26 protein-coding genes are annotated in these 23,185 nt (G+C 67.8%); 19 read left to right on the top strand and 7 right to left on the bottom strand.

Going from position 1 to position 23,185, the window contains the following annotated elements; translation table 11 throughout:
- Positions 1 to 133: 133 nt before the first annotated feature.
- On the bottom strand, positions 134 to 523 hold the full coding sequence (locus DOL89_RS15275) for a GxxExxY protein (protein WP_119679923.1): 390 nt from the start codon (positions 521 to 523) through the stop codon (positions 134 to 136).
- Complete coding sequence (locus DOL89_RS15270) at positions 513 to 2,129, bottom strand: S1 family peptidase (RefSeq protein ID WP_119679922.1); 1,617 nt, start codon at positions 2,127 to 2,129, stop codon at positions 513 to 515. The genes DOL89_RS15275 and DOL89_RS15270 overlap by 11 nt, the downstream gene beginning before the upstream one ends.
- A gap of 170 nt (positions 2,130 to 2,299) precedes the next feature.
- Here DOL89_RS15270 and hisB point away from each other — a divergent pair, with 170 nt between their 5' ends.
- From hisB to irrA, 12 genes are all read left to right on the top strand, one after another.
- Positions 2,300 to 2,902 (top strand): imidazoleglycerol-phosphate dehydratase HisB, encoded by a 603-nt coding sequence (gene hisB / locus DOL89_RS15265; protein ID WP_119679921.1) that lies wholly within the window; start codon positions 2,300 to 2,302, stop codon positions 2,900 to 2,902.
- A complete protein-coding gene (hisH, locus tag DOL89_RS15260; RefSeq protein WP_119679920.1) occupies positions 2,899 to 3,546 on the top strand; it encodes an imidazole glycerol phosphate synthase subunit HisH in 648 nt (215 codons plus the stop codon). The genes hisB and hisH overlap by 4 nt, the downstream gene beginning before the upstream one ends.
- Positions 3,547 to 3,580: 34 nt before the next feature.
- On the top strand, positions 3,581 to 4,159 hold the full coding sequence (locus DOL89_RS15255) for a GNAT family N-acetyltransferase (protein WP_119679919.1): 579 nt from the start codon (positions 3,581 to 3,583) through the stop codon (positions 4,157 to 4,159).
- Positions 4,156 to 4,884, top strand: a complete 729-nt coding sequence (gene hisA, locus DOL89_RS15250) for a 1-(5-phosphoribosyl)-5-[(5-phosphoribosylamino)methylideneamino]imidazole-4-carboxamide isomerase (protein WP_119679918.1) — start codon at positions 4,156 to 4,158, stop codon at positions 4,882 to 4,884. The genes DOL89_RS15255 and hisA overlap by 4 nt, the downstream gene beginning before the upstream one ends.
- A 7-nt stretch (positions 4,885 to 4,891) precedes the next feature.
- Positions 4,892 to 5,653 carry an imidazole glycerol phosphate synthase subunit HisF gene (gene hisF / locus DOL89_RS15245; protein WP_119679917.1) on the top strand — a complete coding sequence of 254 codons (762 nt, stop codon included), beginning with the start codon at positions 4,892 to 4,894 and terminating at the stop codon, positions 5,651 to 5,653.
- 12 nt (positions 5,654 to 5,665) lie between these two features.
- Positions 5,666 to 6,001: a phosphoribosyl-ATP diphosphatase gene (locus DOL89_RS15240; RefSeq protein WP_119679916.1), complete on the top strand. Its 336-nt coding sequence runs from the start codon at positions 5,666 to 5,668 to the stop codon at positions 5,999 to 6,001.
- Positions 6,002 to 6,027: 26 nt separating this feature from the next.
- Positions 6,028 to 6,393, top strand: a complete 366-nt coding sequence (locus DOL89_RS15235; protein ID WP_119679915.1) for a histidine triad nucleotide-binding protein — start codon at positions 6,028 to 6,030, stop codon at positions 6,391 to 6,393.
- An 8-nt stretch (positions 6,394 to 6,401) separates the two neighbouring features.
- The gene (locus tag DOL89_RS15230; protein ID WP_225889821.1) at positions 6,402 to 6,935 is read left to right on the top strand and encodes a hypothetical protein; all 534 of its coding nucleotides are present in this window, start codon (positions 6,402 to 6,404) and stop codon (positions 6,933 to 6,935) included.
- Complete coding sequence (locus DOL89_RS15225) at positions 6,932 to 7,672, top strand: glycerophosphoryl diester phosphodiesterase (protein WP_119679913.1); 741 nt, start codon at positions 6,932 to 6,934, stop codon at positions 7,670 to 7,672. The genes DOL89_RS15230 and DOL89_RS15225 overlap by 4 nt, the downstream gene beginning before the upstream one ends.
- A 191-nt stretch (positions 7,673 to 7,863) precedes the next feature.
- Positions 7,864 to 9,306, top strand: a complete 1,443-nt coding sequence (locus tag DOL89_RS15220) for an NAD(P)H-dependent flavin oxidoreductase (protein ID WP_449768885.1) — start codon at positions 7,864 to 7,866, stop codon at positions 9,304 to 9,306.
- A gap of 64 nt (positions 9,307 to 9,370) precedes the next feature.
- On the top strand, positions 9,371 to 9,571 hold the full coding sequence (locus DOL89_RS15215; RefSeq protein ID WP_119679912.1) for a hypothetical protein: 201 nt from the start codon (positions 9,371 to 9,373) through the stop codon (positions 9,569 to 9,571).
- A 133-nt stretch (positions 9,572 to 9,704) separates the two neighbouring features.
- Positions 9,705 to 10,121, top strand: coding sequence for an iron response transcriptional regulator IrrA (gene irrA, locus DOL89_RS15210; protein ID WP_119680466.1), 417 nt, complete (start codon positions 9,705 to 9,707; stop codon positions 10,119 to 10,121).
- Positions 10,122 to 10,133: 12 nt separating this feature from the next.
- On the opposite strand, the gene DOL89_RS15205 is transcribed toward irrA, so the two are convergent.
- Complete coding sequence (locus tag DOL89_RS15205; RefSeq protein ID WP_162937549.1) at positions 10,134 to 10,448, bottom strand: hypothetical protein; 315 nt, start codon at positions 10,446 to 10,448, stop codon at positions 10,134 to 10,136.
- 543 nt (positions 10,449 to 10,991) lie between these two features.
- Entirely contained in the window at positions 10,992 to 11,648 is a 657-nt protein-coding gene (gene maiA / locus DOL89_RS15195; RefSeq protein WP_119679909.1) for a maleylacetoacetate isomerase, read from the bottom strand.
- Between the two features lie 56 nt (positions 11,649 to 11,704).
- Between maiA and DOL89_RS15190 the strand changes: the two genes are divergently transcribed.
- Positions 11,705 to 12,460, top strand: a complete 756-nt coding sequence (locus DOL89_RS15190; protein WP_119679908.1) for an SDR family NAD(P)-dependent oxidoreductase — start codon at positions 11,705 to 11,707, stop codon at positions 12,458 to 12,460.
- Between the two features lie 67 nt (positions 12,461 to 12,527).
- Here DOL89_RS15190 and trxA read toward each other — a convergent pair whose 3' ends face one another.
- Positions 12,528 to 12,848, bottom strand: coding sequence for a thioredoxin TrxA (trxA, locus tag DOL89_RS15185; protein WP_119679907.1), 321 nt, complete (start codon positions 12,846 to 12,848; stop codon positions 12,528 to 12,530).
- A 317-nt stretch (positions 12,849 to 13,165) separates the two neighbouring features.
- On the opposite strand from trxA, the gene DOL89_RS15180 reads away from it, so the two are divergent.
- The 3 genes from DOL89_RS15180 (at position 13,166) to DOL89_RS15170 (ending at position 16,200) form a co-directional block, all read left to right on the top strand.
- Entirely contained in the window at positions 13,166 to 14,305 is a 1,140-nt protein-coding gene (locus DOL89_RS15180) for a hypothetical protein (RefSeq protein ID WP_162937548.1), read from the top strand.
- On the top strand, positions 14,305 to 15,639 hold the full coding sequence (locus DOL89_RS15175) for a hypothetical protein (RefSeq protein WP_119679905.1): 1,335 nt from the start codon (positions 14,305 to 14,307) through the stop codon (positions 15,637 to 15,639). The genes DOL89_RS15180 and DOL89_RS15175 overlap by 1 nt, the downstream gene beginning before the upstream one ends.
- 132 nt (positions 15,640 to 15,771) lie before the next feature.
- On the top strand, positions 15,772 to 16,200 hold the full coding sequence (locus DOL89_RS15170; RefSeq protein WP_162937547.1) for a hypothetical protein: 429 nt from the start codon (positions 15,772 to 15,774) through the stop codon (positions 16,198 to 16,200).
- A gap of 9 nt (positions 16,201 to 16,209) precedes the next feature.
- On the opposite strand, the gene DOL89_RS15165 is transcribed toward DOL89_RS15170, so the two are convergent.
- Positions 16,210 to 17,076 carry a hypothetical protein gene (locus DOL89_RS15165; RefSeq protein ID WP_119679903.1) on the bottom strand — a complete coding sequence of 289 codons (867 nt, stop codon included), beginning with the start codon at positions 17,074 to 17,076 and terminating at the stop codon, positions 16,210 to 16,212.
- Between the two features lie 205 nt (positions 17,077 to 17,281).
- Here DOL89_RS15165 and DOL89_RS15160 point away from each other — a divergent pair, with 205 nt between their 5' ends.
- The 3 genes from DOL89_RS15160 (at position 17,282) to hemJ (ending at position 21,113) form a co-directional block, all read left to right on the top strand.
- Complete coding sequence (locus tag DOL89_RS15160; protein ID WP_119679902.1) at positions 17,282 to 18,886, top strand: lysine--tRNA ligase; 1,605 nt, start codon at positions 17,282 to 17,284, stop codon at positions 18,884 to 18,886.
- 1,062 nt (positions 18,887 to 19,948) lie between these two features.
- Positions 19,949 to 20,584 carry a MarC family protein gene (locus DOL89_RS15155; RefSeq protein ID WP_119679901.1) on the top strand — a complete coding sequence of 212 codons (636 nt, stop codon included), beginning with the start codon at positions 19,949 to 19,951 and terminating at the stop codon, positions 20,582 to 20,584.
- Between the two features lie 94 nt (positions 20,585 to 20,678).
- Entirely contained in the window at positions 20,679 to 21,113 is a 435-nt protein-coding gene (gene hemJ, locus DOL89_RS15150) for a protoporphyrinogen oxidase HemJ (RefSeq protein WP_119679900.1), read from the top strand.
- A gap of 15 nt (positions 21,114 to 21,128) precedes the next feature.
- On the opposite strand, the gene DOL89_RS15145 is transcribed toward hemJ, so the two are convergent.
- Positions 21,129 to 23,177, bottom strand: a complete 2,049-nt coding sequence (locus tag DOL89_RS15145; protein ID WP_162937546.1) for an alpha/beta hydrolase domain-containing protein — start codon at positions 23,175 to 23,177, stop codon at positions 21,129 to 21,131.
- Between the last annotated feature and the right edge of the window lie 8 nt (positions 23,178 to 23,185).

The raw sequence follows: 23,185 nt of genomic DNA, 5'->3' as shown, positions 1-23,185 counted from the left end.
CCATTTCAAAATTGATGTCGGCGAATGGCAGACTGAACCAGTCCGCCGCGCCCCATCATATTCATCCTGTTCATCATTTTCATCTTTCTAGAATGTCTCCCTTCCAACGCTGGCTCTCGAAGCTGTCCCACTCTCAAAACCCCTCGCCCAGATACAGCCGCTTCCATTCGATCCTCGGCCGCCCGAAGTTGACGAGCAGCGCCACCGAAAGCCCGCTTGCCCTGAGATAGTTGAAGGTCTGCGCGACGTGGGGTGAGACAAGCCGTTCGACGCATTTCAGTTCGACAATGATCCGGCCATCCACGACCAGATCGGCCCTATAGCGGCCAACCTGCTGGCCCTTGTAAGTGACGCTGAAGCCGACCTCTTCCTCAACCAGGATGCCCTTCAGTGAGAGTTCGCGGACCATGGCGCGCCGGTAGACGGCTTCCAGGAAGCCATGGCCGAGGGTGTTGGCAACGGCGAATGCCGCTCCAAGCACCTCGGCGCTCAGCGGGTCGTCCCTCTTCACATCATTGCCCATCCGCTGCCGTTCCCGCCGCCTTCAGCACGATCCCGAGCCGCTCCAGCGCTTCCGGGATCGGGATGAAGTAGTTGATGCCGTGGTCGGTTTCGCCGACGCCGGACACGGTCAGGCCGATCACATTGCCGTGCCCGTCCATCAGGGGCCCGCCGCTGCTGCCGGGCTGGATGGCGACGTCGGCCTGGAGGAAGAGCTGGCCGCCCTCACGGGTGCGCCAGGCGCTGACGATGCCGCGGGTGAGGGTGCCGCTGTGGCGCTCCAGCAAGGGCGCGCCCAGGGCGAATACATCCTCGCTCACCCGCGGCCGAGCCAGCCGCAGGGGCATCGGGGGCCAGCCGCCGCGCGGCACCCGGACCAGGGCCACGTCGCGCATCGGTTCCCGCCGCTCCACCGTGCCGACCAGGGCAGTGCCGTCCGCCGTGACCACCCGCACGCGGGCGGCGTGCCCCACCACATGGGCGTTGGTCAGGACCAGCCCGTCGGCGATGAAGAAGCCGGAACCGTGCCCCGCCCCCGCCGCCACCATCACCCCGCCGGCCTGCACCCGCTCCGCCCGCCCGGCCAGGGGAGCGGCATAGGGCGGGAGGGCCGGGATCGCCAGTGCCGGCCAGCGGGCTCCTAGATGGACCGCATCGGGAGAAGCCGACACGCCGGGAGCATCCTGCCCGTCTGGAGCGGCGCGGTCTCGCCTGCCCGAACTCCGGTCGTCTGCCGGGAGCGCCGCCGGCGGCACCTCCGTGGACAGGGCTGGCATGGACCGGGCGGGCGGGAGGCCAGGAGAAGCATCGTCCAGGTCTGCAATGTCCCGCTCCCCGGCCATGCCGCCCGCACCCTCGGCGAGGTCCGCGCCCGTGCTCCAACGGGCCGGGCCGGGGGTATCGTCCGGCCAGGGATCGACGCCGTCCGCCCCCGGCTGCGCCTCCGCCCTCTGCGGCCGGGCGCCGCCATCGCGGGACAGGCGCAGGCGCAGCCGGGGGGAGCGGGCAAAGCGGGCAGCGGCGTCATAGAGCGCGGCGTGGACGGCCGAGAACTCGCCATCCAGGGTGGCCCCGTCGGTCTCCCCCCGCCCCTCCGTGACCTCGGTCGCCAGAGTGCGGCGGGTCAGGCGGTCGAACAGGCTCCATTCCACCCGCACCACCGCCTCCCCGCTCGCCCCCTCGCTCCAGCCGGTCAGCCAGTTCACGCGGTTGCAGAGGGCGACGCGCAGGCCGGTGACCCGGCCGGCCACCTGCATCTCCGCCCGCTGCATGTCTTCTTCCACCTCGAAGGGGCGGCGGGCCTGGCCGGCCACGTCCAGCCCGCCCTCCGCCAGCCCGTCCTCAACAGTCCCCTGGGCATCGGACAGGAGCTGGCGGGCCGTGGTCCAGCCCAGGCGCTGATAAGGCGGGGCGCAGAGCAGGCCGAACTCGTAGCCGCCGAAGTCGGTGCCGCGCGGGATATCCACCCGCACCCGGTTCAGCAGCACCGGCGCCAGCCGTCCCGGCTGCGGCATCGTTTCCGCAGGGGCCCCCCTCCGGTCCTCCGGCAGGCCTATCCCACCGCAGCCGGTCAGCAGCAGGGCCGTCGCCAGGACGGCCGGAACGATGATGGCGGAAGCTGCGCGCATGCCGGGCGCCTTCCCGTTTTACGAGAGAAAGGAACCCTATCCTGCAAGTGTAGTCGCGGCAATGCGCCCGGCACGCATCAGCCTTGGCCCAGGCGGGACGGGCCCCTGGCTGGACAGGGCGGGGGGTGGCTGCTACCTAACCGGTGACACCCGAGCCAGAGGGGCCGCCCATGAGCCGCCGCGCCACGGTCGAGCGTACGACCAAGGAAACCCGCATCAAGGTCACCGTCGATCTGGACGGCACCGGCCGGTACGAGGTCAGGACCGGCGTCGGGTTCCTGGACCATATGCTGGAGCAGCTCAGCCGCCATTCGCTGATCGACCTGGAGGTGGAGGCGGAGGGCGATCTGCATATCGACTTCCACCACACCACCGAGGACAGCGGCATCGCCATCGGCGAGGCGGTGAACCGGGCCTTGGGCGACCGCAAGGGCATCCAGCGCTACGGCCACGCCTATCTGCCGATGGACGAGGCGCTGACCCGCTGCGCCATCGACCTGTCCAACCGCCCCTACCTGATCTGGAAGGTGGGGTTCACCCGCGACAAGCTGGGGGAGATGGACACGGAGCTGTTCAAGGAATGGTTCCAGGCCTTCGCCCAGGCGGCCGGCGCCACCCTGCATGTCGAGAACCTGTACGGCGAGAACAACCACCACATCGTGGAGAGCTGCTACAAGGCCCTGGCCCGGTCCCTGCGCGCCGCCATCGAGATCGACCCCCGCAAATCCGACGCGGTGCCCAGCACCAAGGGCGTCCTGGGCGGTTCGCTGTGAGCACGGTCGCGCTGATCGATTACGGGTCCGGCAATCTGCGCTCGGCCGCCAAGGCGGTGGAGCGGGCGGCGCTGGAGAACGGGATGGGGTTGACGGTGGAGGTCACCGACGACCCGGCGCGGGTGCGGGCGGCCGACCGCATCGTGCTGCCCGGCGTCGGCGCCTTCGGCGACTGCATGCGCGGCCTGCGCTCCGTGCCCGGCATGATGGAGGCGCTGGAGGAGACGGTGATCCGCGGCGGCCGGCCCTTCCTCGGCATCTGCGTCGGCATGCAGCTGATGGCCCGCATCGGGCGGGAACATGGAACGCATGAGGGGCTGGGCTGGCTGGATGCCGAGGTGGTGCCGCTTCGGCCCGCGGACCCCAGCCTGAAGATTCCCCATATGGGGTGGAATGCACTGGAAGTGCGGCAGCCGGGCCATCCGGTTCTGGCCGATATAGAGGCGGGACAGCACGCCTATTTCGTGCATTCCTTCCATATGGTGCCGAAGGACCCGGGCCGGATTCTGGCCGCGGTGGACTATGGTGGGCCGGTGGCGGCCATCGTCGGGCGCGACAATCTGGTGGGAACGCAGTTCCATCCGGAGAAGAGCCAGGCGGCCGGGTTGGCGCTGATTTCGTCCTTCCTGCGCTGGCGGCTGTGAGCCGTCAGGCATCCACGACACCCGAGGTCGGCCCATGAGCGGCTTGAAGGCAGTCACCGAGGTCGAGGAGATCGACAGGTTCCGGGCCAGCGACCTGGAGGATCTGTGCGATGCGACCGATGCGGCGATCAAGGACGGCGGCGGATTCGGCTGGGTGGACCCGCCCGACCGCGCCGCCATGGAACGCTATTGGAAAGGCGTGCTGGCGGTTCCGGAACGTACGCTGTTCGTCGGACGGCTGGACGGCATCATCTGCGGCTCCGCCCAGCTTGTGCGCCCGACCCGGAACAACGAGGCGCAGCGCTTCGCCGCCACCCTGACCACCAGCTTCGTCGCCCCCTGGGCGCGCGGCCACGGCCTGGCCCGCAAGCTGACCCTGGCGGTGGAGGAGCGGGCGCGTACGGAAAAGTACAAGGTCCTGAATCTGGACGTACGCGACAGCCAGAAAGCGGCTATCACCCTGTATGAACAGCTTGGCTATCAGCGCTGGGGAACACATCCTTATTATGCCGAGGCGCATGGGCAGGTCTTTGCCGGTTTCTTCTACTACAAGGACCTGACCGCCAAGGCGAAGCCGACGACCGACATCACCGGGGTACCGCTCTCATCATGATCATTTATCCGGCGATCGACCTGAAGGACGGGAAGGCCGTGCGCCTGCTGCGCGGCGAAATGGATCAGGCGACCGTCTTCAACATCGACCCCGCCGAGCAGGCGGAAAGCTTCCAGACCGCCGGCTTCCGCTGGCTTCATCTGGTGGATTTGAACGGCGCCTTCGCCGGTCGCCCGGTGAATGCCGAGGCGGTGGAGCGCATCCTGGCGCGCGTGGAGCTGCCGGTGCAGCTCGGCGGCGGCATCCGCGACATGGCCACCATCGGGCAGTGGCTGGAGCGCGGCGTGACCCGCGTGATCCTGGGCACCGTGGCGGTGAAGAATCCCGAGCTGGTGAAGGAGGCCTGCCGCACCTTCCCCGGCCGCGTGGCGGTGGGCATCGACGCCCGCGACGGTTATGTGGCGGTGGAGGGCTGGGCCGAGACCAGCGAGATCAAGGCGCTGGACCTCGCGCTGAAGTTCGAGGATTGCGGTGTCGCCGCCATCATCTTCACCGACATCAACCGCGACGGCGCCATGGCCGGGGTGAATGTGGAAAGCACGGCCAATCTGGCCTGCCACCTGACCACTCCGGTGATCGCCTCGGGCGGCGTTTCCAGCATCAAGGACCTGGAGGCGTTGAAGGCGGAGGCGCATACCGGCATCGCTGGCGTCATCTGCGGTCGCGCCCTGTATGACGGCCGGGTCGATCCCGCCGAAGCCCTGGCCCTGATGGGCGACCGGTGAGCCGCTTATGCTGAAGAGCCGCATCATCCCCTGCCTGGACGTCAAGGACGGCCGTGTGGTCAAGGGCGTCAACTTCGTGGACCTGATTGATGCCGGCGACCCGGTGGAGCAGGCGCGGGTCTATGACGCCGCCGGCGCCGACGAGCTGACCTTCCTGGACATCACCGCCAGCCACGAGAACCGGGACACCATCTTCGACGTGGTCCGCCGCACGGCGGAACAGGTGTTCATGCCCCTGACCGTGGGCGGCGGCGTGCGGGCTGTGGAGGATATCCGCAAGCTGCTGCTGGCCGGGGCCGACAAGGTGTCCATCAACACCGCCGCCGTGAACCGCCCCGACTTCGTGCGCGAGGCGGCGGAGAAGTTCGGGGCGCAGTGCGTGGTGGTGGCGGTGGATGCGAAAGCCGTCGCCCCCGGCAAGTGGGAGGTCTTCACCCATGGCGGGCGCAACCGCACCGGCCTGGACGCGGTGGAATGGGCCCAGCGCATGGCCGAATACGGGGCCGGCGAAATCCTACTGACCAGCATGGACCGCGACGGCACCAAATCCGGCTTCGATCTCGGCTTGACCCGCGCCGTGGCCGACGCCGTGCCGGTGCCGGTGGTCGCGTCCGGCGGCGTCGGCACCCTGGACCATCTGGTGGACGGGGTGCGGGAGGGCCATGCCTCCGCCGTGCTGGCGGCCAGCATCTTCCATTTCGGCACCTTCTCCGTCCGGCAGGCCAAGGAACACATGGCCGCTGCCGGCATTCCCATCCGCCTGGATTGAAGGACAGCCCCGATGGCCAAGTCGAAACAGGATGCCGGCATCCTGGATGAGCTCTACGCCACCATCCTGTCCCGCAAGGGCGCCGATCCCGACAGTTCCCACACCGCGCGGCTCTTCTCCCGCGGGCGGGCCAAGATCGCCCAGAAGGTGGGCGAGGAGGCGGTGGAGACGGTGATCGAGGCCGTGCGCGGCGACCGTCAGAAGCTGGCGGAAGAGTCGGCGGACCTGCTCTACCACCTTCTCGTGCTATGGGCCGATGCAGGGCTTGACCCCGCGGAGGTCTTCTCCATCCTGGAGAACCGCAAGGGCATCAGCGGCATCGAGGAAAAGAAGAGCCGCAAAAGCTGATAGAACGCAGACTCCGGGGGGACCGAATGGCCTACGATCCGAACAACATCTTCGCCAAAATCCTGCGCGGGGAGATTCCCTGCAATAAGGTGTTCGAAGACCAGCATGTGCTGGCGTTTCATGACATCCGGCCGCAGGCCCCCACCCACATCCTGGTGATCCCCAAGGGCCCTTATGTCAGCCATGCCGACTTCGCCGAGACCGCCCGGCCGGAGGAGATCGTGGCCTTCACCCGCGCGGTGGGGCTGATCGCCCAGCAGGCGGGGGTGGAGGATACCGGCTACCGGCTGGTCGCCAACCACGGGCCGGACAGCCACCAGGAGGTACCGCACTACCATGTGCATATCCTGGGCGGCCGGCCGCTGGGCCCGATGCTGGTCCGGGTGGACTGACCCCAACCGTGGCCCGCAATTTCGGACGCTATCCCGCGGCGGCGCTGCGGGCGGACTGGCTGCGGGCCGGGGCCGGGCTGGCGCTGACGCTGTTTCCCTTTCTGCTGGCCCACCCGCATCCGCTGATCGCCGTGCCACTGCTGGCGGCCGCATTTCTCTTCGTCCTCTTCGCCGCCCGCACCGGCCAGCGCCAGTTGACGCGGGTGGAGGTGGATGAGGAAGGGCTGATGCTGCACGCGCCCCTGGGCGCGGCCATCCGCTGGCGGGAGATGCAATCCGTCGATCTCCGTTACTACTCCACGCGCCGGGACCGGACCGGGGGGTGGATGCATCTGGTGGTCAAGGGCCGCACCCCCGCCGGTAAACCGCGCCGGATCGGCTTGGAAAGCACGCTGGACGGGTTCGAGGCGGTGGCGGAGATGGTGGCGCGGGCGGCGGAGGCCAACGGGCTGCGCCTGTCCGCGGCGACGCAGGAGAATTTCGCCTCGCTCGGCTTCCCGGTTGCGGAGCCGCCGGCGCAACAGGAAAGGGGCACGCCATGATCGAGCTTCCGCGCATCATTGGGCACCGCGGTGCCGCCAAGCACGCGCCGGAGAACACACTGGCCGGCATCAAGGCCGCGGCGGCCCAGGGGGCGACATGGGTGGAAGTGGACGTCAAGCTGACCTCCGACCGCATCCCCATCCTGATGCATGACGATCTGGTCGACCGCACCACCAACGGAAATGGCCCGGTGGCGGAGAAGGCGCTGGCCGACGTCAAGCAGCTCGACGCCGGGCGCTGGTTCGGGGCCGCCTTCATCGGCGAGCAGGTGCCCACCCTGGCGGAGGCGCTGGACCTGGTCTGGCGGCTGGGCATGCGCATCAATCTGGAGATCAAGCCCTGCCCCGGCCGGGCGGAGGAGACGGCCGGGGTGGCGCTGACCCTGGCCCGCTCCCTCTGGCCCGAGGGCGCGCCCCCGCCGCTGGTCAGCAGCTTCGATTTCGCAGCGCTGGAAATGGCGCGCACCGTGGCCCCGGACTGGCCCATCGGCTACCTGATCGACCGCCGCCGGCCCGACTGGGCCGAACAGGCCGACCGGGTCCGGGCCGCCACCATCCATGTCAATGCCCGGAGGGAGGATGAGGCCAGCATCAAGGCCTACCGCGCCACCGGCCGCCCGGTGCTGGCCTATACCGTCAACAGCCTTCCGGCGGCGCGGGAGGTCCTGTCCTGGAGTGTGGCGGGCGTCTTCACCGACACGCCCCAGACCCTGGCGCCCCTGATGGCGGGCGGTTGACGGGCCGGGGGCCGGCTTCATGTGTTCCGACCGCCCCGGCGGAAGCCAGGATGACGGAAATAGCAGGTGGATACCAGGGCGGTTTGTCTGTTGGCGATGTGCCAACCGGCCCAGCGGCATTTGCTACAGGCTGTAACAAAGCGTGAGGCAGGCTCTTCCGCTGCGGGGCCAATTCCTATATGCAGCCTTGCATGCGCCCGCAATCAGGGCCGCAGGAGCGTGTTTCGGAGGGAACGTTGAAGGCGTTGCAGTCCCTGGTCATGTCCGGCAAGGAAGTTCTCCCGCTGGTGGAAGGCGGCAAGGGCATTTCCGTGTCCAACGGGGAAAGCTCCGGCGCCTGGGCGGCGGCCGGCGGCATCGGAACCTTCTCCGGCGTCAATGCCGACTTCTATGACGAGGACGGCAACCTGGTCCCCCAGGTCTATCGCGGCCGCACCCGGCGGGAGCGGCATGAGGAGCTGATCGCCTACGGCATCCAGGGCGGCATCGCCCAGGCCCGCATCGCGCACGAGATGTCGAACGGCCAGGGCCGCATCCACATGAACGTGCTTTGGGAGATGGGCGGGGCCGAGCAGATCCTGCACGGCGTGCTGGAAGGGGCCAAGGGCCTGATCCATGGCGTCACCTGCGGTGCGGGCATGCCCTACCGCGTGGCGGAAATCTCCGTGAAGCACGGCGTCCACTATTACCCCATCGTCAGCTCCGCCCGCGCCTTCCGGGCGCTGTGGCTGCGCGCCTACAGCAAGTGGCCCGACCATCTGGGCGGCGTTGTCTACGAGGACCCGTGGCTGGCCGGCGGCCATAACGGCCTGTCCAATTCCGAGGACCCGCTGAAGCCGGAGGACCCCTATCCGCGCGTCGCGGCCCTGCGCACCATGATGAACGGCTTCGGCCTTCAGAACGTGCCGATCGTCATGGCCGGCGGCGTCTGGTGGCTATCGGAATGGCAGCATTTCCTGGACAATCCGGAGATCGGCCCCGTCGCCTTCCAGTTCGGCACCCGCCCGCTGCTGACGCAGGAAAGCCCGATCAGCACCGCCTGGAAGCAGCGTCTGCTGACGCTGAAGCCGGGCGATGTCTATCTGAACAAGTTCAGCCCCACCGGCTTCTACTCCTCGGCCGTGCGCAACCCCTTCCTGGAGGAGCTGCGGAAGCGGTCCGAGCGGCAGGTGGTCTATTCCAACGATCCCGTGGGCGACCACACGGACGAATTCCTGATCGGCCCCCGCGGCCGCCCCGTCTACCTGACCCCGCACGACAAGGAGCGGGCGGAGGGCTGGGTGCGGGAGGGCTTCGACACTGCCCTGAAGACCCCGGACACCACGCTCATCTTCGTGACCAAGGAGAAGAGCCGGGAAATCCTGAAGGACCAGGTCGACTGCATGGGCTGCCTCAGCGCCTGCCAGTTCTCCAACTGGGCGCAGAACGAGGAAGGCACCACCGGCCGCAAGGCCGACCCGCGCAGCTTCTGCATCCAGAAGACCCTGCAGAACATCAGCCACTCGGACGATACCGAGGACCAGTTGATGTTCGCCGGTCACAACGCCTATCGCTTCGGCCAGGACGAATGGTACGCCAACGGCTTCGTGCCGACGGTGAAGGAGCTGATAGACCGCATCCAGACGGGGTACTGACCCCGCCCGGCGGGCTCCGTGCCGCCGGTGTGAACCCGCGGCCCTGTCCCCGTGTTAAGGGGACATGGTTGCCTGGACCCTGATCCCGATCTGCCTATTGGCCGTGCTCATCGCCGTTCTGGCGATGGGGCGGCTTTCCATGCTGTTGCGGCTGGATGCACAGGCCGCCGACCAGGATTTCCTGCGGGCGGCGGTATCGCCGCGGGGCGACAGGGCGCTGGTTGCCGCCGCCGCGGCCCTGGTCCTTCTGGTGGGGCTGGGATGATGCCGCGCTTTTCGCAGTTGCAACGCAGATCGGAATCATTCCAAATATATCCGCCTGCGTTGCAGTGCATCCGAACGGGGATCGCCTGTCAGGCCCTCTTCCAACGGTGCATCTGCCCGCTCATATGCTGTTCATGAGCATGACGAGACCCTACAGCCACGCCCTGGACCGCCTGACCAAGGCCGGTCTGCGCCCCACCCGCCAGCGCCTTGCACTGGCGAAGCTGCTGTTCGACGGGCAGGAACGCCATGTCACGGCGGAACAGCTGCATGGCGAAGCAGCCGCCGCCTCCATGCAGGTATCGCTGGCTACCGTCTACAACACGCTGCACCAGTTTACCGGCGCCGGCCTGCTGCGCGAGGTGGTGGTGGAAGCGGGACGGTCCTACTTCGACACCAACACCGACGACCACCACCACTTCTTCTATGAGGGGTCCGGCAAGCTGCAGGACATTCCGGGGGAGCATGTATCCCTGGCCGCGATCCCCAATGCGCCCGCGGGCACCCGCGTGGCCCGCGTCGATGTCATCATCCGCCTGACCGAGGGCTGAGCGGACGCCCGCTCAGTCCATCAGGATCGCGCCGATCTCCGTGTCGTCGGCGAACCACATGCGGGCGGTCTTCGTCATGCAGACATTCTTGGACAGGTCGTAGGTCAGGAACCGGCTCGGCCCGCCTTCCACCAGCCCGACCACAAGCTGCCCGCCGGGGCTGTCCCGCACCTCGGCCGGCACCTCTCCCCGCGTAAAGCGCTGCCGCACCTCCTGACGCATCATCTGGCAACGGTCGAGCGTGCCGTAATCGAAGAAAAGATACGCCAGCCCGCCCAGGATCAGCAGGACCAGGATCAACGCGGGGTGCCAGTGGAAATTTCTCATCTCACATCCGAAAAGACCTGAACCGGCCGGAGCTTAGCACGGCCGGGCGCTGGTTCACGACCCGGTGCGGTTCGGGGCTTGTGTCATCTCGAAAGGCGGGCGTCGGGGCTGTTGACATTATGAAAGATGAAAAAGATGGGAAGGATAAAGATGATGGACCGGGCGCGCCGCAGGCAGTGATCAAGACGAACCGGAAGCTGAGGCTTAGGCGAATGGCCCCGCTCCATCATTTTCATCCTTTCCATCTTTTTCATCTTTCGAGATGTCACCAGCCCATCCATTCGACCCTGTCCGCGCCAGCCCCGGCAGGCATTCGGTTATCAGGCAAGGATGAATGGGATGGATAGGATGAGGGAGAGCACCTCATCCGCCGGTGCGGGCTGGTGATCCAGGACTGGCTCCGCCGGTCCGGCGCGCCATCCCGTCATCCTTGCCAATTCCCCGCCCCCCCCTCCACAGGGAGAACAGCGTCAAATGGACCGGACAGGCGAAGGGTTTCGGCCACGCTGCGCGTGACCGACCTACGTTTATTGTCAGCACGACCTATGCGGCATCCGGCTGATTCTCCGGCGCTGCATCGGCGAAGGCCGGCAGGGTGCGGCAGTGGGCGTCGATGGCGACCAGGGTGGGGCAGCCGGAGAGGTCGCACTCGAAACGCCGGGCGTTGAACATCTGCGGAATCAGGCAGAGGTCCGCCATGCCGGGCGTGTCGCCGAAGCAGAACCGCCCGCCCTCCTGCGGGATGCGGCCCGGCCGGTCCACCATACGCTCCAGCGCGTTCATGCCGGTTTCCACCCAGGTCCTGATCCAGCGCTGCACCTGGTCCTCCCCCTGGTGCAGGGGGCCGCGCAGATATTTCAGGATGCGCAGATTGTTGATCGGGTGGATGTCGCAGGCGATGCCGTGGGCGAAGGCCCGCACCCTGGCACGCGCCAGCGCGTCCTTCGGCAGCAGGGCCGGTTCCGGCCGGGTCTCCTCCAGATACTCCACGATGGCCAGCGACTGGGTCAGCAGGTTGCCGGCATCCTCCAGCGAGGGCACCAGCCCCAGCGGGTTGATGGCCCGGTATTCGGGCCGCAGATGCTCCCCCCCGTCCTTCAGCAGATGCACCGGCACCGCCTCGTAGCCAAGGCCCTTGAGGTTCAGCGCGATCCGCACCCGGTAGGCGGCGGAGGAGCGGAAATAGGTATACAGCTTCATGTCTCGTGCTATCCGTTCCGGGCTCGATGGGGTCTGGCCTTGCTGCGGAACTGTGCATGGAAAAGCTTCTGAACGGCAAGCTGGCGCTGGTCACTGGCGCCTCACGCGGGATCGGCGCCGCCATTGCGGAGCGGCTGGCGCGCGACGGCGCCGATGTCGCCATTCATTACGGTCAGGCGGCGGCGGAAGCGGAAAGTGTGGCCGCGGCCTGCCGCGCCCATGGCGTGCGGGCGGAAATTTTCCAGGCCGATCTGGTGGAGCTGGCCGAGGAGGGCGGGGCCGTCCGGCTGTACGCCGAAACCATGGCCCGCATGGGTACGCCCGACATCCTGGTCTGCAACGCCGGAACCGGCGGCTTCGGCCCGGTGCGGGAGCTGGTGCCCGCAGAGATATCCAGGGTGCTGGCCGTGAACGCCGGCGCGCCGCTGCTGCTGGCGCGGGAGGCGGCGCGGCACATGACGGCCGGCGGGCGCATCGTGCTGGTGGGCAGCGTGATCGTGGACATGCCGGTGGGGCTGCGCGCCCTTTACGCCGCCAGCAAGGGGGCGGTGCATGCCATGACCGGCGTGCTGGCGCAGGAGTTGGGGCCGCTGGGCATCACCGTCAACGCTGTCGCGCCCGGCGTGACCGCCACCGACCGTTTCAAGTCCGGCGACATGAGCCGCGCCGCCCAGGTCATGGAGCGCACCGCGCTGGGCCGCATCGGGGAGCCGGCGGATATCGCCGCCGTCGTGGCCTGGCTGTCCGGCCCCGGCTCCGCCTGGGTGACCGGGGAGGTCGTGGGCGCGCATGGCGGCCTGAGAGGGCTTTAGCGCCGCCCAAAGGAAAAGGGGCCCCGGATCGTCCGGAGCCCCTTTGCCTTGACCCTTTGCCGGCCGATCAGAGCGACTGCTCGATCCAGCTCTTGAGCTGCTGCTTCGGCAGGGCGCCGACCTTCGTGGCGGCGACCTGACCGCCCTTGAACAGCATCAGGGTCGGGATGCCGCGGACGCCGTACTTGCCCGGGACCATCGGATTCTCGTCGATATTGATCTTAGCGACGGTCACCTTGCCGGCCAGCTCCTCGGAGATTTCCTCCAGCGCCGGGCCGATCATCTTACAGGGGCCGCACCATTCCGCCCAGAAGTCGATCAGGACCGGACCCTCGGCCTTCAGAACGTCGGCTTCGAAGCTGGAGTCGGTCACCTTGGTGGTGCTCATGGTGATGTTCCCACGTTGGGGATCCCGGGTTTGGCCCGGCTGACCCCAGGTTTGGTATACCGGTGGCACAGAAGCCACGGCGGCTTGTCGCCACAGAATGTAGGAGCACCCCCCGCAGCGGGTCAAGGCACAGCCCCCGGCACGGCAGGGCTGCGCCGGACGGGGTTCAACAGCCGGCCGCCGTACCAGGGGCGGTTTGCCGCGGTCCGCCCCGCACGATGTCACCGGCAGCCACTGGCGCATCTGCACAATTTATATAAAATTGAGAAGGTGCGATTTTCCAACAGGATGCGCCGATGGCGGCGGGCAGTCACAGCATGGATGAGACAAAGCGGATCGGTCGCCAGAGCGTCGGCGTCGCGGAGGAGTTCATCCCCTCCACCTTCGCCGAGCGGGGGGTGGCGGTTCCCTTCACCACGCCCCTGCTGGCCCAGGCGCGCCTGCGGCTGGACCGGAACGAGCAGTTCGAGTTCCTGCTGCCCAACTTCACCGGCGGCAAGGGCGTCTATGTGATGCCCTGGAAGACGGTGCCGTCCATGATGACGGTGACCCTGCACGACCGGCTGCTGTTCGATGCCATCTCCAAGCTGGAGGTGCATTCGCCGGAGTCGATCCGCCACGCCTCGCTGGAGGTTCAGGCGTCCGGCGTGGCCGGGCCGGATGCCGCCCTGGCCGCCGCCAAGGCGCTGGACAGGGACGGGCAGTATCTGGTCCTGACCCAGTTCATCCTGGTGACGGAGCTGCTGAAGCTGGTCGGCATGGGGGCGGCGGACCTGCTGCGCCCCGGCATGAATGTGGACGAATCCAGGCGGATGGCGCGCCAGGCGCTGGGCAAGGTGGCCCAGATCGTCAAGGTCCAGCCGGAGATGCTGTCCGCAGTGGTGGAACGGCTGGGGGCGGTGGTGGCCCCGGTGGGACTGCCCTACTGCCCGGAACCGGGCCGGCTGCGGGCGCTCGCCACCCGGCTGGACGAGTTCTGCGCGGAGCTGGACCGCTGGGCCAATCTGGACCTGTCGGACGCATCCGATCTGGCGCGGTTCGTCGCCGAGGTGGGGCGGCACACGCTGGAACTGGTGAAGATGCGGATGGTCCAGATGGACAAGGTCTGCGCCGACGCCAAACAGATCATCCATGGGGAACAGCGCTTCCGCACCGCCATCCTGGCCCATGTGGGCCGCATCTCCTGGCTGCTGGACGGCTGGGACTTCATCCTGGCCATGTGGGAAAGCGTGCGCGATGCGCCGGGCGAGGCGCAGCAGAGCATGGTGGCCGACATCTCCCGCCTGGTGCCGGTGATCCCGAAGGAGGAGATCGCCATGAGCACCGAAAGCTTCGACATGGACGCCCTGGCCCGCATCCAGCGCCGCTGGGTACGGGTGAACGAGGACTGGCGGACCGGCGCGCTGGACATGCCGGCGGTGATGCGCATGGAATCGCTGAAAGCGGGAGCGGCCTGATGTCGGGAGGGGACGGCAACGCCGACGAATGGTCCCGGCTGGCGGCGGAAAGCGCCCGGCTACCGGACGGCAAGTTCCTGAAGATTTATGAGCTGCTGGAGCAGATGCGCGAGCGGCCGGAGGTGCAGGGCGCCTTCGAGACGATCCGCCCGCGTTTGACGGAGTTGCGCCCGCCCCGCCGGCTGGCGGTATCCCGGCTGTTCTTCCGCCCGGTGGAGGATGTGCTGGACGATCCCATGGGATACCAGCGCCGTCTGAACCGCATATCCCGCGCGGTGCTGGCCCCGTGCTGGCGGGCGTTGCGCGACCGGCTGCCCCACGGTCTGGTGGCGGAGATGCAGTCGACCCTGTCCACCATCGATTCGCGGGACGCCCGCGCGCTTGCCGTCGTCGGCGAGCCGCTGTGGACGGCGGGAGCGGCGGCGCTGGACCAACTGCTTGTGGAGGTCCGGGCCAACCTGAAGCTCCAGGTCACCCTGTTCGGCCGGGACGAGGACGTGCTGAACCAGCTCGCCACCGTGGCGGATGTGGTCCGCATCGGGCCGCGGATCGAGGCGCTGAAGCTGGCCCTGCCGGCCAAGCCCATCGGCGAGCTGGCGGAAAGCCATGTCGAGATCGTCAAGACGGCGATGATCGAGCTGGGGCGGGAGAATCCCCGCCACACCGGCCCTGCCCTGCTGGTTCTCACCAGCCGGATGAGGCGGCCCGGCGACCTGCTGCGGATGCTGCAGGAGGTCAGGCTGGGCGGCACGCCGCAGGAGAAGGAGGGGCTGACCAGGGAGCTGTCCGGGATCGTCGTCGGCAACCTGCTGCGCCAGACCTCCGACATGGACCGCGAGGCCGCATCCGCCGACAGCAGCGAGCTGGCCGCCACGGCGGAACGGCTGACCGAGGGGCTGAACTCCGTGAACGAGGCGGTGCTGGCGCTTCGGGACAAGGAGATGTCGAGGAAGGTGGACGGAGCGAGGACGGAAATCGGGGAATTCGTCAAGCGCACCATCGTCAGCGACGTGGACCAAGCGCTTCTGGGCACGCTGTTCGGGCCCGACGCCGCCGTCGATCCGGACGAGAAGGTCCGGAAGGCGGAACAGCTGGCGCTCGCCCTCCGCAAATCCGCCCGTCTGGCCCCCCATCTCGGCATCAAGCGGGAGGTGGATGCCAAGATCAACGAGATCCGCCGGCAGGTGGAGGCCGGGACCGAAACCGTTCTGCGCGGCCAGCCCGGCGCGGAGGTCCAGCGCCGCATGTTCAACAGCCTGCGTGTGATCGAAATTCTGGCCGGATCGGACGAGGCGGAGCGGCTGTTCCGGGAGTGGCAGCGCCGATCGGTCTGAGCCATCCCCCTTTCGGCAGCCGGAAACCACCGTCCATCGGGCTTGACGGCCACGGAATATCACGGTTCGATATTCGAAATAAAAAGCACCGGCATTATGGGCGCCGGGCAGGTCGGGCAGGCGGGGACAATCATGGCGGCGATCGAGATGGGCCGGGACCGGCGTGGGGACGCCGGACTTCTCCCGGCTTTGGGCGGTGCCTTTGCGATGCTGGCGGCGGCGGCCATCGGCGGCGCGGCGGCCTATGGAGCGACTTTCCTGCTGACGGATATGGCGCCCATGCTGGCCGCCATCGGCGGGGCCACGGCCTATTTCGCCATGGCGCATTATCTGGTGCATGAATGGCGCGGGGTGGAGCCGATCCGGCTGCTCACCGTCAACTTCTTCTTCATTTGGGCGCTGCTGTTCCTGGGCGGGGTGGCGGTCCTGGTCACGACCGCCCTGGCCGGCGCTCCCGGCGGCCCGCCGGCGATGGCGATCCTGGCGGGGCCGCCGGTGCTCGCCGCCCTGCTGACCGCCCTTCCGGCGCTGGCCGTGGGCGACAGGGCGCCGGCGGACTGACCCGGCCGGTTATTCCTGCCGCTTCGGAAGCAGGCCGCCGATCAGCATCTCCGCCACCCGGCCCAGCAGCCACAGCATCACCACCGGCAGGACCAGGATTTTCACCACATAGGCCACGGTCAGGGCGATGACGGTGTCGGCCAGACTGGCCGCGGCCCCCGCCGCCTGACGGATCTGCTCGCCAATGTCGGTCATGGCGCGCAGCCGCTCCAGCCAGGACCGGTCCTGCTCCGCCGCGGGGTCGGTTGGCAGCGTAGGCAGGTCGATGGCGGCCAGCTCCGCCTCCGCCCGGTCGAGCGTGGGCTGCACCAGCCCCTCTGCCACCTGCTCCGTCGCCAACACGGCAACCGGCAGGCCGACCTTGGCGACCAGGGCCGCCACCAGCAGCAATTGCCCGCCCCGACGGAAACCGCTGCCGATTGCCCCCGGCAGCCAGAGCGCCGTCGCCGCCAGCAGCAACCCCAGCGGCAACAGGACCCCGAAGCCGTAAACATCCCCCGCTGTGACCAGCAATGTCGCAGCGCCCAGCGCCACGGTGGCGGAGAGCATGATGGCGCTGAACCGCTCGATCAGGTCGTTGATGGGGTCCAGCGCCTGACCGGGCACGACGGTGCCCTCCACCCCTGCCCCGACCGACACGCCCGCCGTCACCTCCGCCGACTGGAGCACGGAAATGGCGGCGTTCAAGGTGCGGGCCGTCGCGAACAGGGCGGCCGCGCGGGTGAGGTTCTCCTCCAGCACCCGCTCCCCCGCCCCGGCCAGCGTGCCGGGCAGCACCGCCCGTTCCGCCCGGTCCAGCAGCCCCGCCCAGGCCACAAGCGCCAGCAGGGCGAACAGCAGGGACATGCCGAGGCGGGTGCGCAGGAACGGGAGCATGGGGATGCCTTGGCCTGGGGAGCAGAGCGGTCAAGTCTAGCGCCGATCATGGCGATTTGGCGAATGCGGGGGTGAACCATGCGAAGCGGGCCGGACCTGCGCCGCCGACTGTTGGTCTGGCCTGCATCTCCCGCCCGTTGACCGCATCCCGCCCAGCCCCTAGGGTTCCGGCTCTTTCAACCCTTTTCCGACTGTGGTGAGTGATATGTCCGGCGATACTGACCTGGCGTTGCAGGCGAAGGCGTGGCCGTTCGAGGAGGCGCGCAAGCTGGTTGCCCGGTACGCCGAGAAGAAACCGGAAAAGGGCTATGTGCTGTTCGAGACCGGCTACGGCCCGTCCGGACTGCCGCATATGGGCACCTTCGGGGAGGTGGCGCGCACCACCATGGTGCGGCAGGCGTTCCAGCGCATGCGCCCGGACCTGCCCACCCGCCTGTTCGCCTTCAGCGACGACATGGACGGATTCCGCAAGGTGCCGGAGAATGTGCCGAACCGGGAGATGCTGGCCGAGCATCTGCACAAGCCGCTGACCAAGGTGCCCGACCCGTTCGGCAAGTTCGAAAGCTTCGGCCACCACAACAACGCCATGCTGCGGGGCTTCCTGGACAGCTTCGGCTTCGAGTACGAGTTCCAGTCCTCCACCGACTGGTATACCTCCGGCCGCTTCGACCAGGCCCTGCTGCGGGTGCTGGAGCGCTATGACGAGATCATGGCGGTAATGCTGCCCACGCTGGGCGAGGAGCGGCAGGCCACCTACAGCCCCTTCCTGCCCGTCAGCCCCAGCACCGGCCGCGTGCTCCAGGTTCCCATCCTGGAGCGCAATGTGGACGCCGGCACCATCGTGTTCGAGGATGAGGACGGCAGGAAGGTGGAGGCGCCGGTCACCGGCGGCCACACCAAGCTGCAGTGGAAGCCGGACTGGGCCATGCGCTGGTTCGCGCTGGGCGTGGATTACGAGATGGCCGGCAAGGACCTGATCCCGTCCGTGGAGCTGGGCCACAAGATCGTGAAGATCCTGGGCGGCCGCCCGCCGGAAGGTTTCAATTACGAGCTGTTCCTGGACGAGAAGGGCCAGAAGATCAGCAAGTCCAAGGGCAACGGCCTGACCATGGAGGAATGGCTGCGCTACGCCCCGCCGGAGAGCCTGTCGCTCTACATGTTCAACAAGCCGCGGGCGGCCAAGAAGCTGTATTTCGACGTTATCCCGCGCGCCGTGGACGATTACCTGACCTTCATCTCCAAGTTCGACGCGCTGGACCCGGCGCAGAAGATGGAAACGCCGGTCTGGCACATCCACAATGGCAGCATCCCCAACGACGTGAAGGGCACGGCCGGCCTGACCTTCGGCCTGCTGCTGAACCTCGCCGGGGCCGCCAATGCGGAGAATGCGGAGGTGATGTGGGGCTTTATCCGCCGCTATGCGCCGGGCGCCTCGCCGGAAACGGCACCCTTCCTGGACCGGCTGGTGGGCTATGCCGTCACCTACTACCAGGACTTCGTGAAGCCCACGAAGCGCTTCCGCGCGCCGAGCGAGCAGGAGCGGGCGGCGTTGGAGGATCTGCGCGCCGTGCTGGCCGGCCTCAGCGCCGAAGCCGGGGCGGAGGAAATCCAGAACCAGGTGTTCGAGGTCGGCAAGCGCCACGGCTTCACCGAGCTGCGCGCCTGGTTCCAGGCCCTGTACGAGGTTCTGCTGGGCCAGACCAGCGGTCCCCGGATGGGCAGCTTCGTCCAGCTCTACGGTGTCCAGGAAACCATCGCCCTGATCGACACCGCCCTGAAGCCGGGCGGGGCGGAGGGCGGGCTGGGCTGAGCCCTTAGCGGTCGGGCCGGAGATATTTTGAAAGATGGGAAGGATGAGGATGATGGACTGAGCGCGCCGCAGGCAGTGCTCAAGACCGGGCGGGGGCCGAGACGGAAGTCAAATGGCCCCGCACCATCATTTTCATCCTGTTCATCTTATTCATCTTTCTAGATGTCACCGGCCGGCCATTTGGCCCGGTTCGCACAGGCCGTGAAAGACGGTTGGTTATCAGGCAAGGATGGATAGGATGAATGGGATAGCGCGCCGGACCGGCGGAGCCAGTCCTTCAGCAGCAGCCCGCACCGGCAGGTGATGGGGGCTCCGTTATCCTTATCCATCCTTTCCCCTATCCAGAACCAAGCCTCCCCACGGGGAGGACGGCGTTCAATGGCGCGGATGAGCGATGGATGTCGGCCACGCTGCGCGTGACCGACCTACGGCTCTGCGGTGTACAAGCCCAGGCGGCAGGCGCTACGGATCAATGTCCGGAGTAGGTCGGTCACGCGCAGCGTGGCCGACAGGGTTGCCCGTTAGAGCCTCGGCGTCGAGGCTGGTGACATCATGAATGATGAAAATGATGAAGATGATGGACCGGGCGCGCCGCAGGCAGTGTTCAAGACCAATCGGGAGCTGAGGTGAGAACCGAATAGCCCTGCACCATCATTTTCATCCTCTTCATCATTTTCATCTTTCGAGATGTCACCAGCCCGGACATTCGGCTCGGTTCCCGCAGGCCGTGAGAGACTGTCTGGAATCAGGCAAGGATGAATAGGATGGATAGGATGGATAGGATGAGGGAGAGGACCTCATTGGCCGGTGCAAGCTGAATTATACAGGATTGGCTCCGCCGGTCCGGCGTGCCATCCCATTCATCCTATCCATCCTTTCCAACACCCCGAACCATCCCTCTCCACAGGGAGAACGGGATCAAATGGCCCGGAGGATAGGCGAAGGGTGTCGGCCACGCTCCGCATGACCGACCTACGCAGAGACTGGCCGTGCAGGCCGCGTGCATCCCGGCCCCCGGTCGATTACCTTCATCCGCCGCTCTCTTCCGGATAGCCCGCCGCCATGGAACCCTGGTCCGAATATTCCCGCTTCGTCATCGCGCTGTTCGCGATCCTGACGCCTTTCGCCGCCATCCCGATCTTCCTGTCCCTCACCGAGGGCCGGTCGGAGCAGGAGCGGGCGTCGACGGCCAGTTCGGCGGTGTTGACGGTGGCGGCGGTGATGCTGACCTCCGCCTTCCTGGGCGACCTGATCCTGAAGGTGCTGGGGACCAGCCTGGACAGCTTCCGGGTCGGCGGCGGGCTGGTGCTTCTGCTGATCTCGCTCAGCATGCTGAACGCCAAGGTCTCTCCCGTGCAGCACACCGCGACGGAGGCGAACGAGGCGGAGCAGAAGGCCGCCGTGGGCGTGGTGCCGCTGGGCATTCCGCTGATGGCCGGCCCCGGCTCCATCTCCGCCGTCATCATCCAGATGCAGCGCGGCGAGGGGTGGGAGCATGCGGCCATGGTGGTGGCCTGCATCCTGTTCGTCTGCATGCTGCTGTGGATCAGCCTGCGCATGGCGGTGCCGATCGGGCACCGGCTGGGCCAGACGGGCCTCAACATCATGAACCGGCTGTTCGGCCTGTTGCTGGCCGCGGTGGCGGTGGAGATCATCGCGACAGGCCTGCGCGCCCTGTTCCCCGGCTGGCAGACCTGAACGGCGCGGCATACCGACCACTTTCCCTTTGGCGGCTTCCCCTCGCTCCACGGGCACAGTAGAACGTCCCCACGCCACAAGGGAGCCGGCAAGAATGGACATCTATCTCTGGGTCAAGGCGCTGCACGTCCTGGCGATCATCTCCTGGATGGCCGCCATGCTCTATCTGCCCCGCTTGTTCGTCTACCATACGGAGGCGGAGCCGGGGTCGAAGCAGTCCGAGACCTTCAAGGTGATGGAGCGGCGGCTCTACAAGGCCATCATGACCCCGGCCATGGTGGCCACCTGGGTGTTCGGCTTCGCGCTGGTGGCGCTGGAACCGGGCTGGATGCAGGGCCAGGGCTGGCTGCACACCAAGATCCTGCTGGTGATCGGCATGTCCGCCGTGCACGGCATCCTGGGCAAGCACCGGAAGAACTTCGAGGCCGACCGGAACGTCAAGACGCACAAATACTTCCGCATCCTGAACGAGGTGCCGACCCTTCTGCTGATCGGCATCGTCATCCTGGTGATCGTGAAGCCGTTCTGAGGCGGGCGGCAGCCCTTATTCCGCGAACATGTAGGCGCAGGCAGCACTATCGACGTCGCGGGCCTGCATCCGGTCCCAGAACCCTTCGGCCCGGCCCAGCAGGTCGGGCACCTCCCCGGCCAGCAGGAACCCGTCCGCCACGGACCGGTCCGCCGCGGCCCGCACCTGGGCCAGATAGGCGGCCTTGTCCCCGTAGCGCTCCGCCAGGGACAGGCGCGGGTCGCCATCCTCGGCGCGCTTGGCCGCCGTCAGTGCGAAGGGCAGGAAGCTGCCCTGCCAGCGGTCGGTGGCCCCCGGCGCGCCGGCCGCCTCGTTCCTCGTATTCCAGCCCGTATGGGTCCCCAGCGGAGCTTCGATGTCCGGCAGGCGGATGCCGCCCAGGTCCAGCCCGTCTTTGTCCGGGGCCGGCACCAGCACGGGATAGGGCTCACCCCAGATCGGCGGCACCGTGTCAGCGATACCGGCGCTGGCGAATCGGGGGCCGTTGTCCAGCCGGGCGGGCACCAAGGGGCCGTCGGGTAGGCGCAGGCCGGGAATGGCGGGGAAGTCGCGCTTGTACGCCTCCGCCGTCACCAGCGTGCCGTCGGCGATGGTGGGATGGCGGTTCGGCGGCGGGGCCGTGCCGTCGCGTACCCAGTCGCGCAGGGCGACGGTGATGGCGCGCATGGCCCGCTGATGGTCCAGCGGGTTGACGCAGTTGGCGAAGGTGCCCCGTTCCCGCTGGCGCGCGACGAAATGCTGCGCGCCGGACAGGTGGTAAATCCGCACATTCTCCGGCGGGGTCACATCCTGCCGCCCGTCCGGCGTGGTGTGGATCAGGCTGGCCGCACGGTTCCAATATTCCGCACTTGTATTGGTGAAGACCAGCTTGGGCCCGTCACCCTGAACCCGGTCCAGCAGCCCCGCCTGTTCGCCCGTCACCGGATTGGTGGTGGGCGCGGGGGCGAAGGGGTGGAAGTCGGTGGGATAGATATGGTCTTCCCACATGCTGAAATGCCGGGTGGTCTGGGCGAAGCGATGGTTGAAGCTGCCCTTGCCGCCGCCGGCCACATGGATCACCGCCCCGTCGAACACCGGCCGCCCCTGCTCATCCACATGGAAGCCCTGCCACAGCATGTGGCTGATGAAGCGGCCGGACTGGCTGATGCCGTAGGCCAGAACACGGTCTGGCCGGGGTGCCCCGGCGATCCCCTGCTGTTTGGCATGGGACAGGATGTCCCGCACGGCCGCCAGACCGAGCCCGACCACCACCGGGTCCTGTGCCGTGAAGACCAGCTCATAAATGCGGCCGGGCTGGAACCCGCCCTCCAGCCGGATCAAGGTGGGCCGCCCGTCGGGGCCGGTCTCGAAGCGCCAGGAGTCGCGAGGCAGCGTGGTGCGCTGGCCGCGCGGCGCGTCCCGCACGCTCAGCACCGCCTCCGGATCGTCCGGCACGGCAGGCATGTAGCCCTTGGCCCGCAGCCCGGTCCAGTCCAGGGCGTCGGCCTCGGCGCTGGGCACCAGCTCATAGGCCACCTTGCCGATGATGGGCGCCCCGTCCGGCTGGCGGGCCACCGGCAGGCTGGCCTGGAGGTTCTCCGCGATCCCCACATCCCAGTTCCACGCGGACCACAGCAGGGTAAAGCCCTGCCGCATCAGGAAGCCGGTGCCGGCATCCTCCGCCGTCCGGAGGTCCGGCGTGGCGCGGGCGCCGTTCAACTGGCCCAGGATGCCGATGCCGCCCCGGTTCGTGACTTCATAGAGCAGCGTGCTGTCCGCCTTTGCCGGATCGGCCGGGCGCAGCATGACGAAATCGCCGGAGAAGTTCACCAGACCGCGCCCGTCGCGCGGGGCCAGCTCCACATCGACGATGGCGGCATTGGCGGGATCGTCCGGATCGACCGCGTAATGCACCCGGCCCCGCACCATCTCATAGGCCCCGGCCTCGCCAAAGCTCATTCCCTCCGCGAAAGGTGTCCGCTCCGTCACCTCCACCCGTTCCACCGCCGCTTGGGCGGCGGCGGGCATCAGAAGGGCGGCCAGAAGGACAAGATGGCGAAGCGGGCGCACAGGGGACCGGAGCATGGGCCGGG

Source organism: Indioceanicola profundi (assembly GCF_003568845.1).
GTDB classification, from domain to species: domain Bacteria; phylum Pseudomonadota; class Alphaproteobacteria; order Azospirillales; family Azospirillaceae; genus Indioceanicola; species Indioceanicola profundi.
This window is presented reverse-complemented; position numbering and strand designations above follow the sequence as displayed.

Excerpts from the sequence above, each read along its gene's own strand:
- hemJ (WP_119679900.1), top strand. The coding sequence starts at position 20,679 with ATGGACATCTATCTCTGGGTCAAGGCGCTGCACGTCCTGGCGATCATC.
- trxA (WP_119679907.1), bottom strand. The coding sequence starts at position 12,848 with ATGAGCACCACCAAGGTGACCGACTCCAGCTTCGAAGCCGACGTTCTG.
- DOL89_RS15165 (WP_119679903.1), bottom strand. The coding sequence starts at position 17,076 with ATGCTCCCGTTCCTGCGCACCCGCCTCGGCATGTCCCTGCTGTTCGCC.
- DOL89_RS15275 (WP_119679923.1), bottom strand. The coding sequence starts at position 523 with ATGGGCAATGATGTGAAGAGGGACGACCCGCTGAGCGCCGAGGTGCTT.
- DOL89_RS15155 (WP_119679901.1), top strand. The coding sequence starts at position 19,949 with ATGGAACCCTGGTCCGAATATTCCCGCTTCGTCATCGCGCTGTTCGCG.
- DOL89_RS15235 (WP_119679915.1), top strand. The coding sequence starts at position 6,028 with ATGGCCTACGATCCGAACAACATCTTCGCCAAAATCCTGCGCGGGGAG.
- DOL89_RS15145 (WP_162937546.1), bottom strand. The coding sequence starts at position 23,177 with ATGCTCCGGTCCCCTGTGCGCCCGCTTCGCCATCTTGTCCTTCTGGCC.
- irrA (WP_119680466.1), top strand. The coding sequence starts at position 9,705 with ATGAGCATGACGAGACCCTACAGCCACGCCCTGGACCGCCTGACCAAG.
- hisB (WP_119679921.1), top strand. The coding sequence starts at position 2,300 with ATGAGCCGCCGCGCCACGGTCGAGCGTACGACCAAGGAAACCCGCATC.
- DOL89_RS15225 (WP_119679913.1), top strand. The coding sequence starts at position 6,932 with ATGATCGAGCTTCCGCGCATCATTGGGCACCGCGGTGCCGCCAAGCAC.
- DOL89_RS15160 (WP_119679902.1), top strand. The coding sequence starts at position 17,282 with ATGTCCGGCGATACTGACCTGGCGTTGCAGGCGAAGGCGTGGCCGTTC.
- hisF (WP_119679917.1), top strand. The coding sequence starts at position 4,892 with ATGCTGAAGAGCCGCATCATCCCCTGCCTGGACGTCAAGGACGGCCGT.
- DOL89_RS15270 (WP_119679922.1), bottom strand. The coding sequence starts at position 2,129 with ATGCGCGCAGCTTCCGCCATCATCGTTCCGGCCGTCCTGGCGACGGCC.
- DOL89_RS15220 (WP_449768885.1), top strand. The coding sequence starts at position 7,864 with ATGCGCCCGCAATCAGGGCCGCAGGAGCGTGTTTCGGAGGGAACGTTG.
- DOL89_RS15190 (WP_119679908.1), top strand. The coding sequence starts at position 11,705 with ATGGAAAAGCTTCTGAACGGCAAGCTGGCGCTGGTCACTGGCGCCTCA.
- DOL89_RS15240 (WP_119679916.1), top strand. The coding sequence starts at position 5,666 with ATGGCCAAGTCGAAACAGGATGCCGGCATCCTGGATGAGCTCTACGCC.
- maiA (WP_119679909.1), bottom strand. The coding sequence starts at position 11,648 with ATGAAGCTGTATACCTATTTCCGCTCCTCCGCCGCCTACCGGGTGCGG.
- DOL89_RS15180 (WP_162937548.1), top strand. The coding sequence starts at position 13,166 with ATGGATGAGACAAAGCGGATCGGTCGCCAGAGCGTCGGCGTCGCGGAG.
- DOL89_RS15255 (WP_119679919.1), top strand. The coding sequence starts at position 3,581 with ATGAGCGGCTTGAAGGCAGTCACCGAGGTCGAGGAGATCGACAGGTTC.
- DOL89_RS15205 (WP_162937549.1), bottom strand. The coding sequence starts at position 10,448 with ATGAGAAATTTCCACTGGCACCCCGCGTTGATCCTGGTCCTGCTGATC.
- hisA (WP_119679918.1), top strand. The coding sequence starts at position 4,156 with ATGATCATTTATCCGGCGATCGACCTGAAGGACGGGAAGGCCGTGCGC.
- DOL89_RS15170 (WP_162937547.1), top strand. The coding sequence starts at position 15,772 with ATGGCGGCGATCGAGATGGGCCGGGACCGGCGTGGGGACGCCGGACTT.
- DOL89_RS15215 (WP_119679912.1), top strand. The coding sequence starts at position 9,371 with ATGGTTGCCTGGACCCTGATCCCGATCTGCCTATTGGCCGTGCTCATC.
- DOL89_RS15175 (WP_119679905.1), top strand. The coding sequence starts at position 14,305 with ATGTCGGGAGGGGACGGCAACGCCGACGAATGGTCCCGGCTGGCGGCG.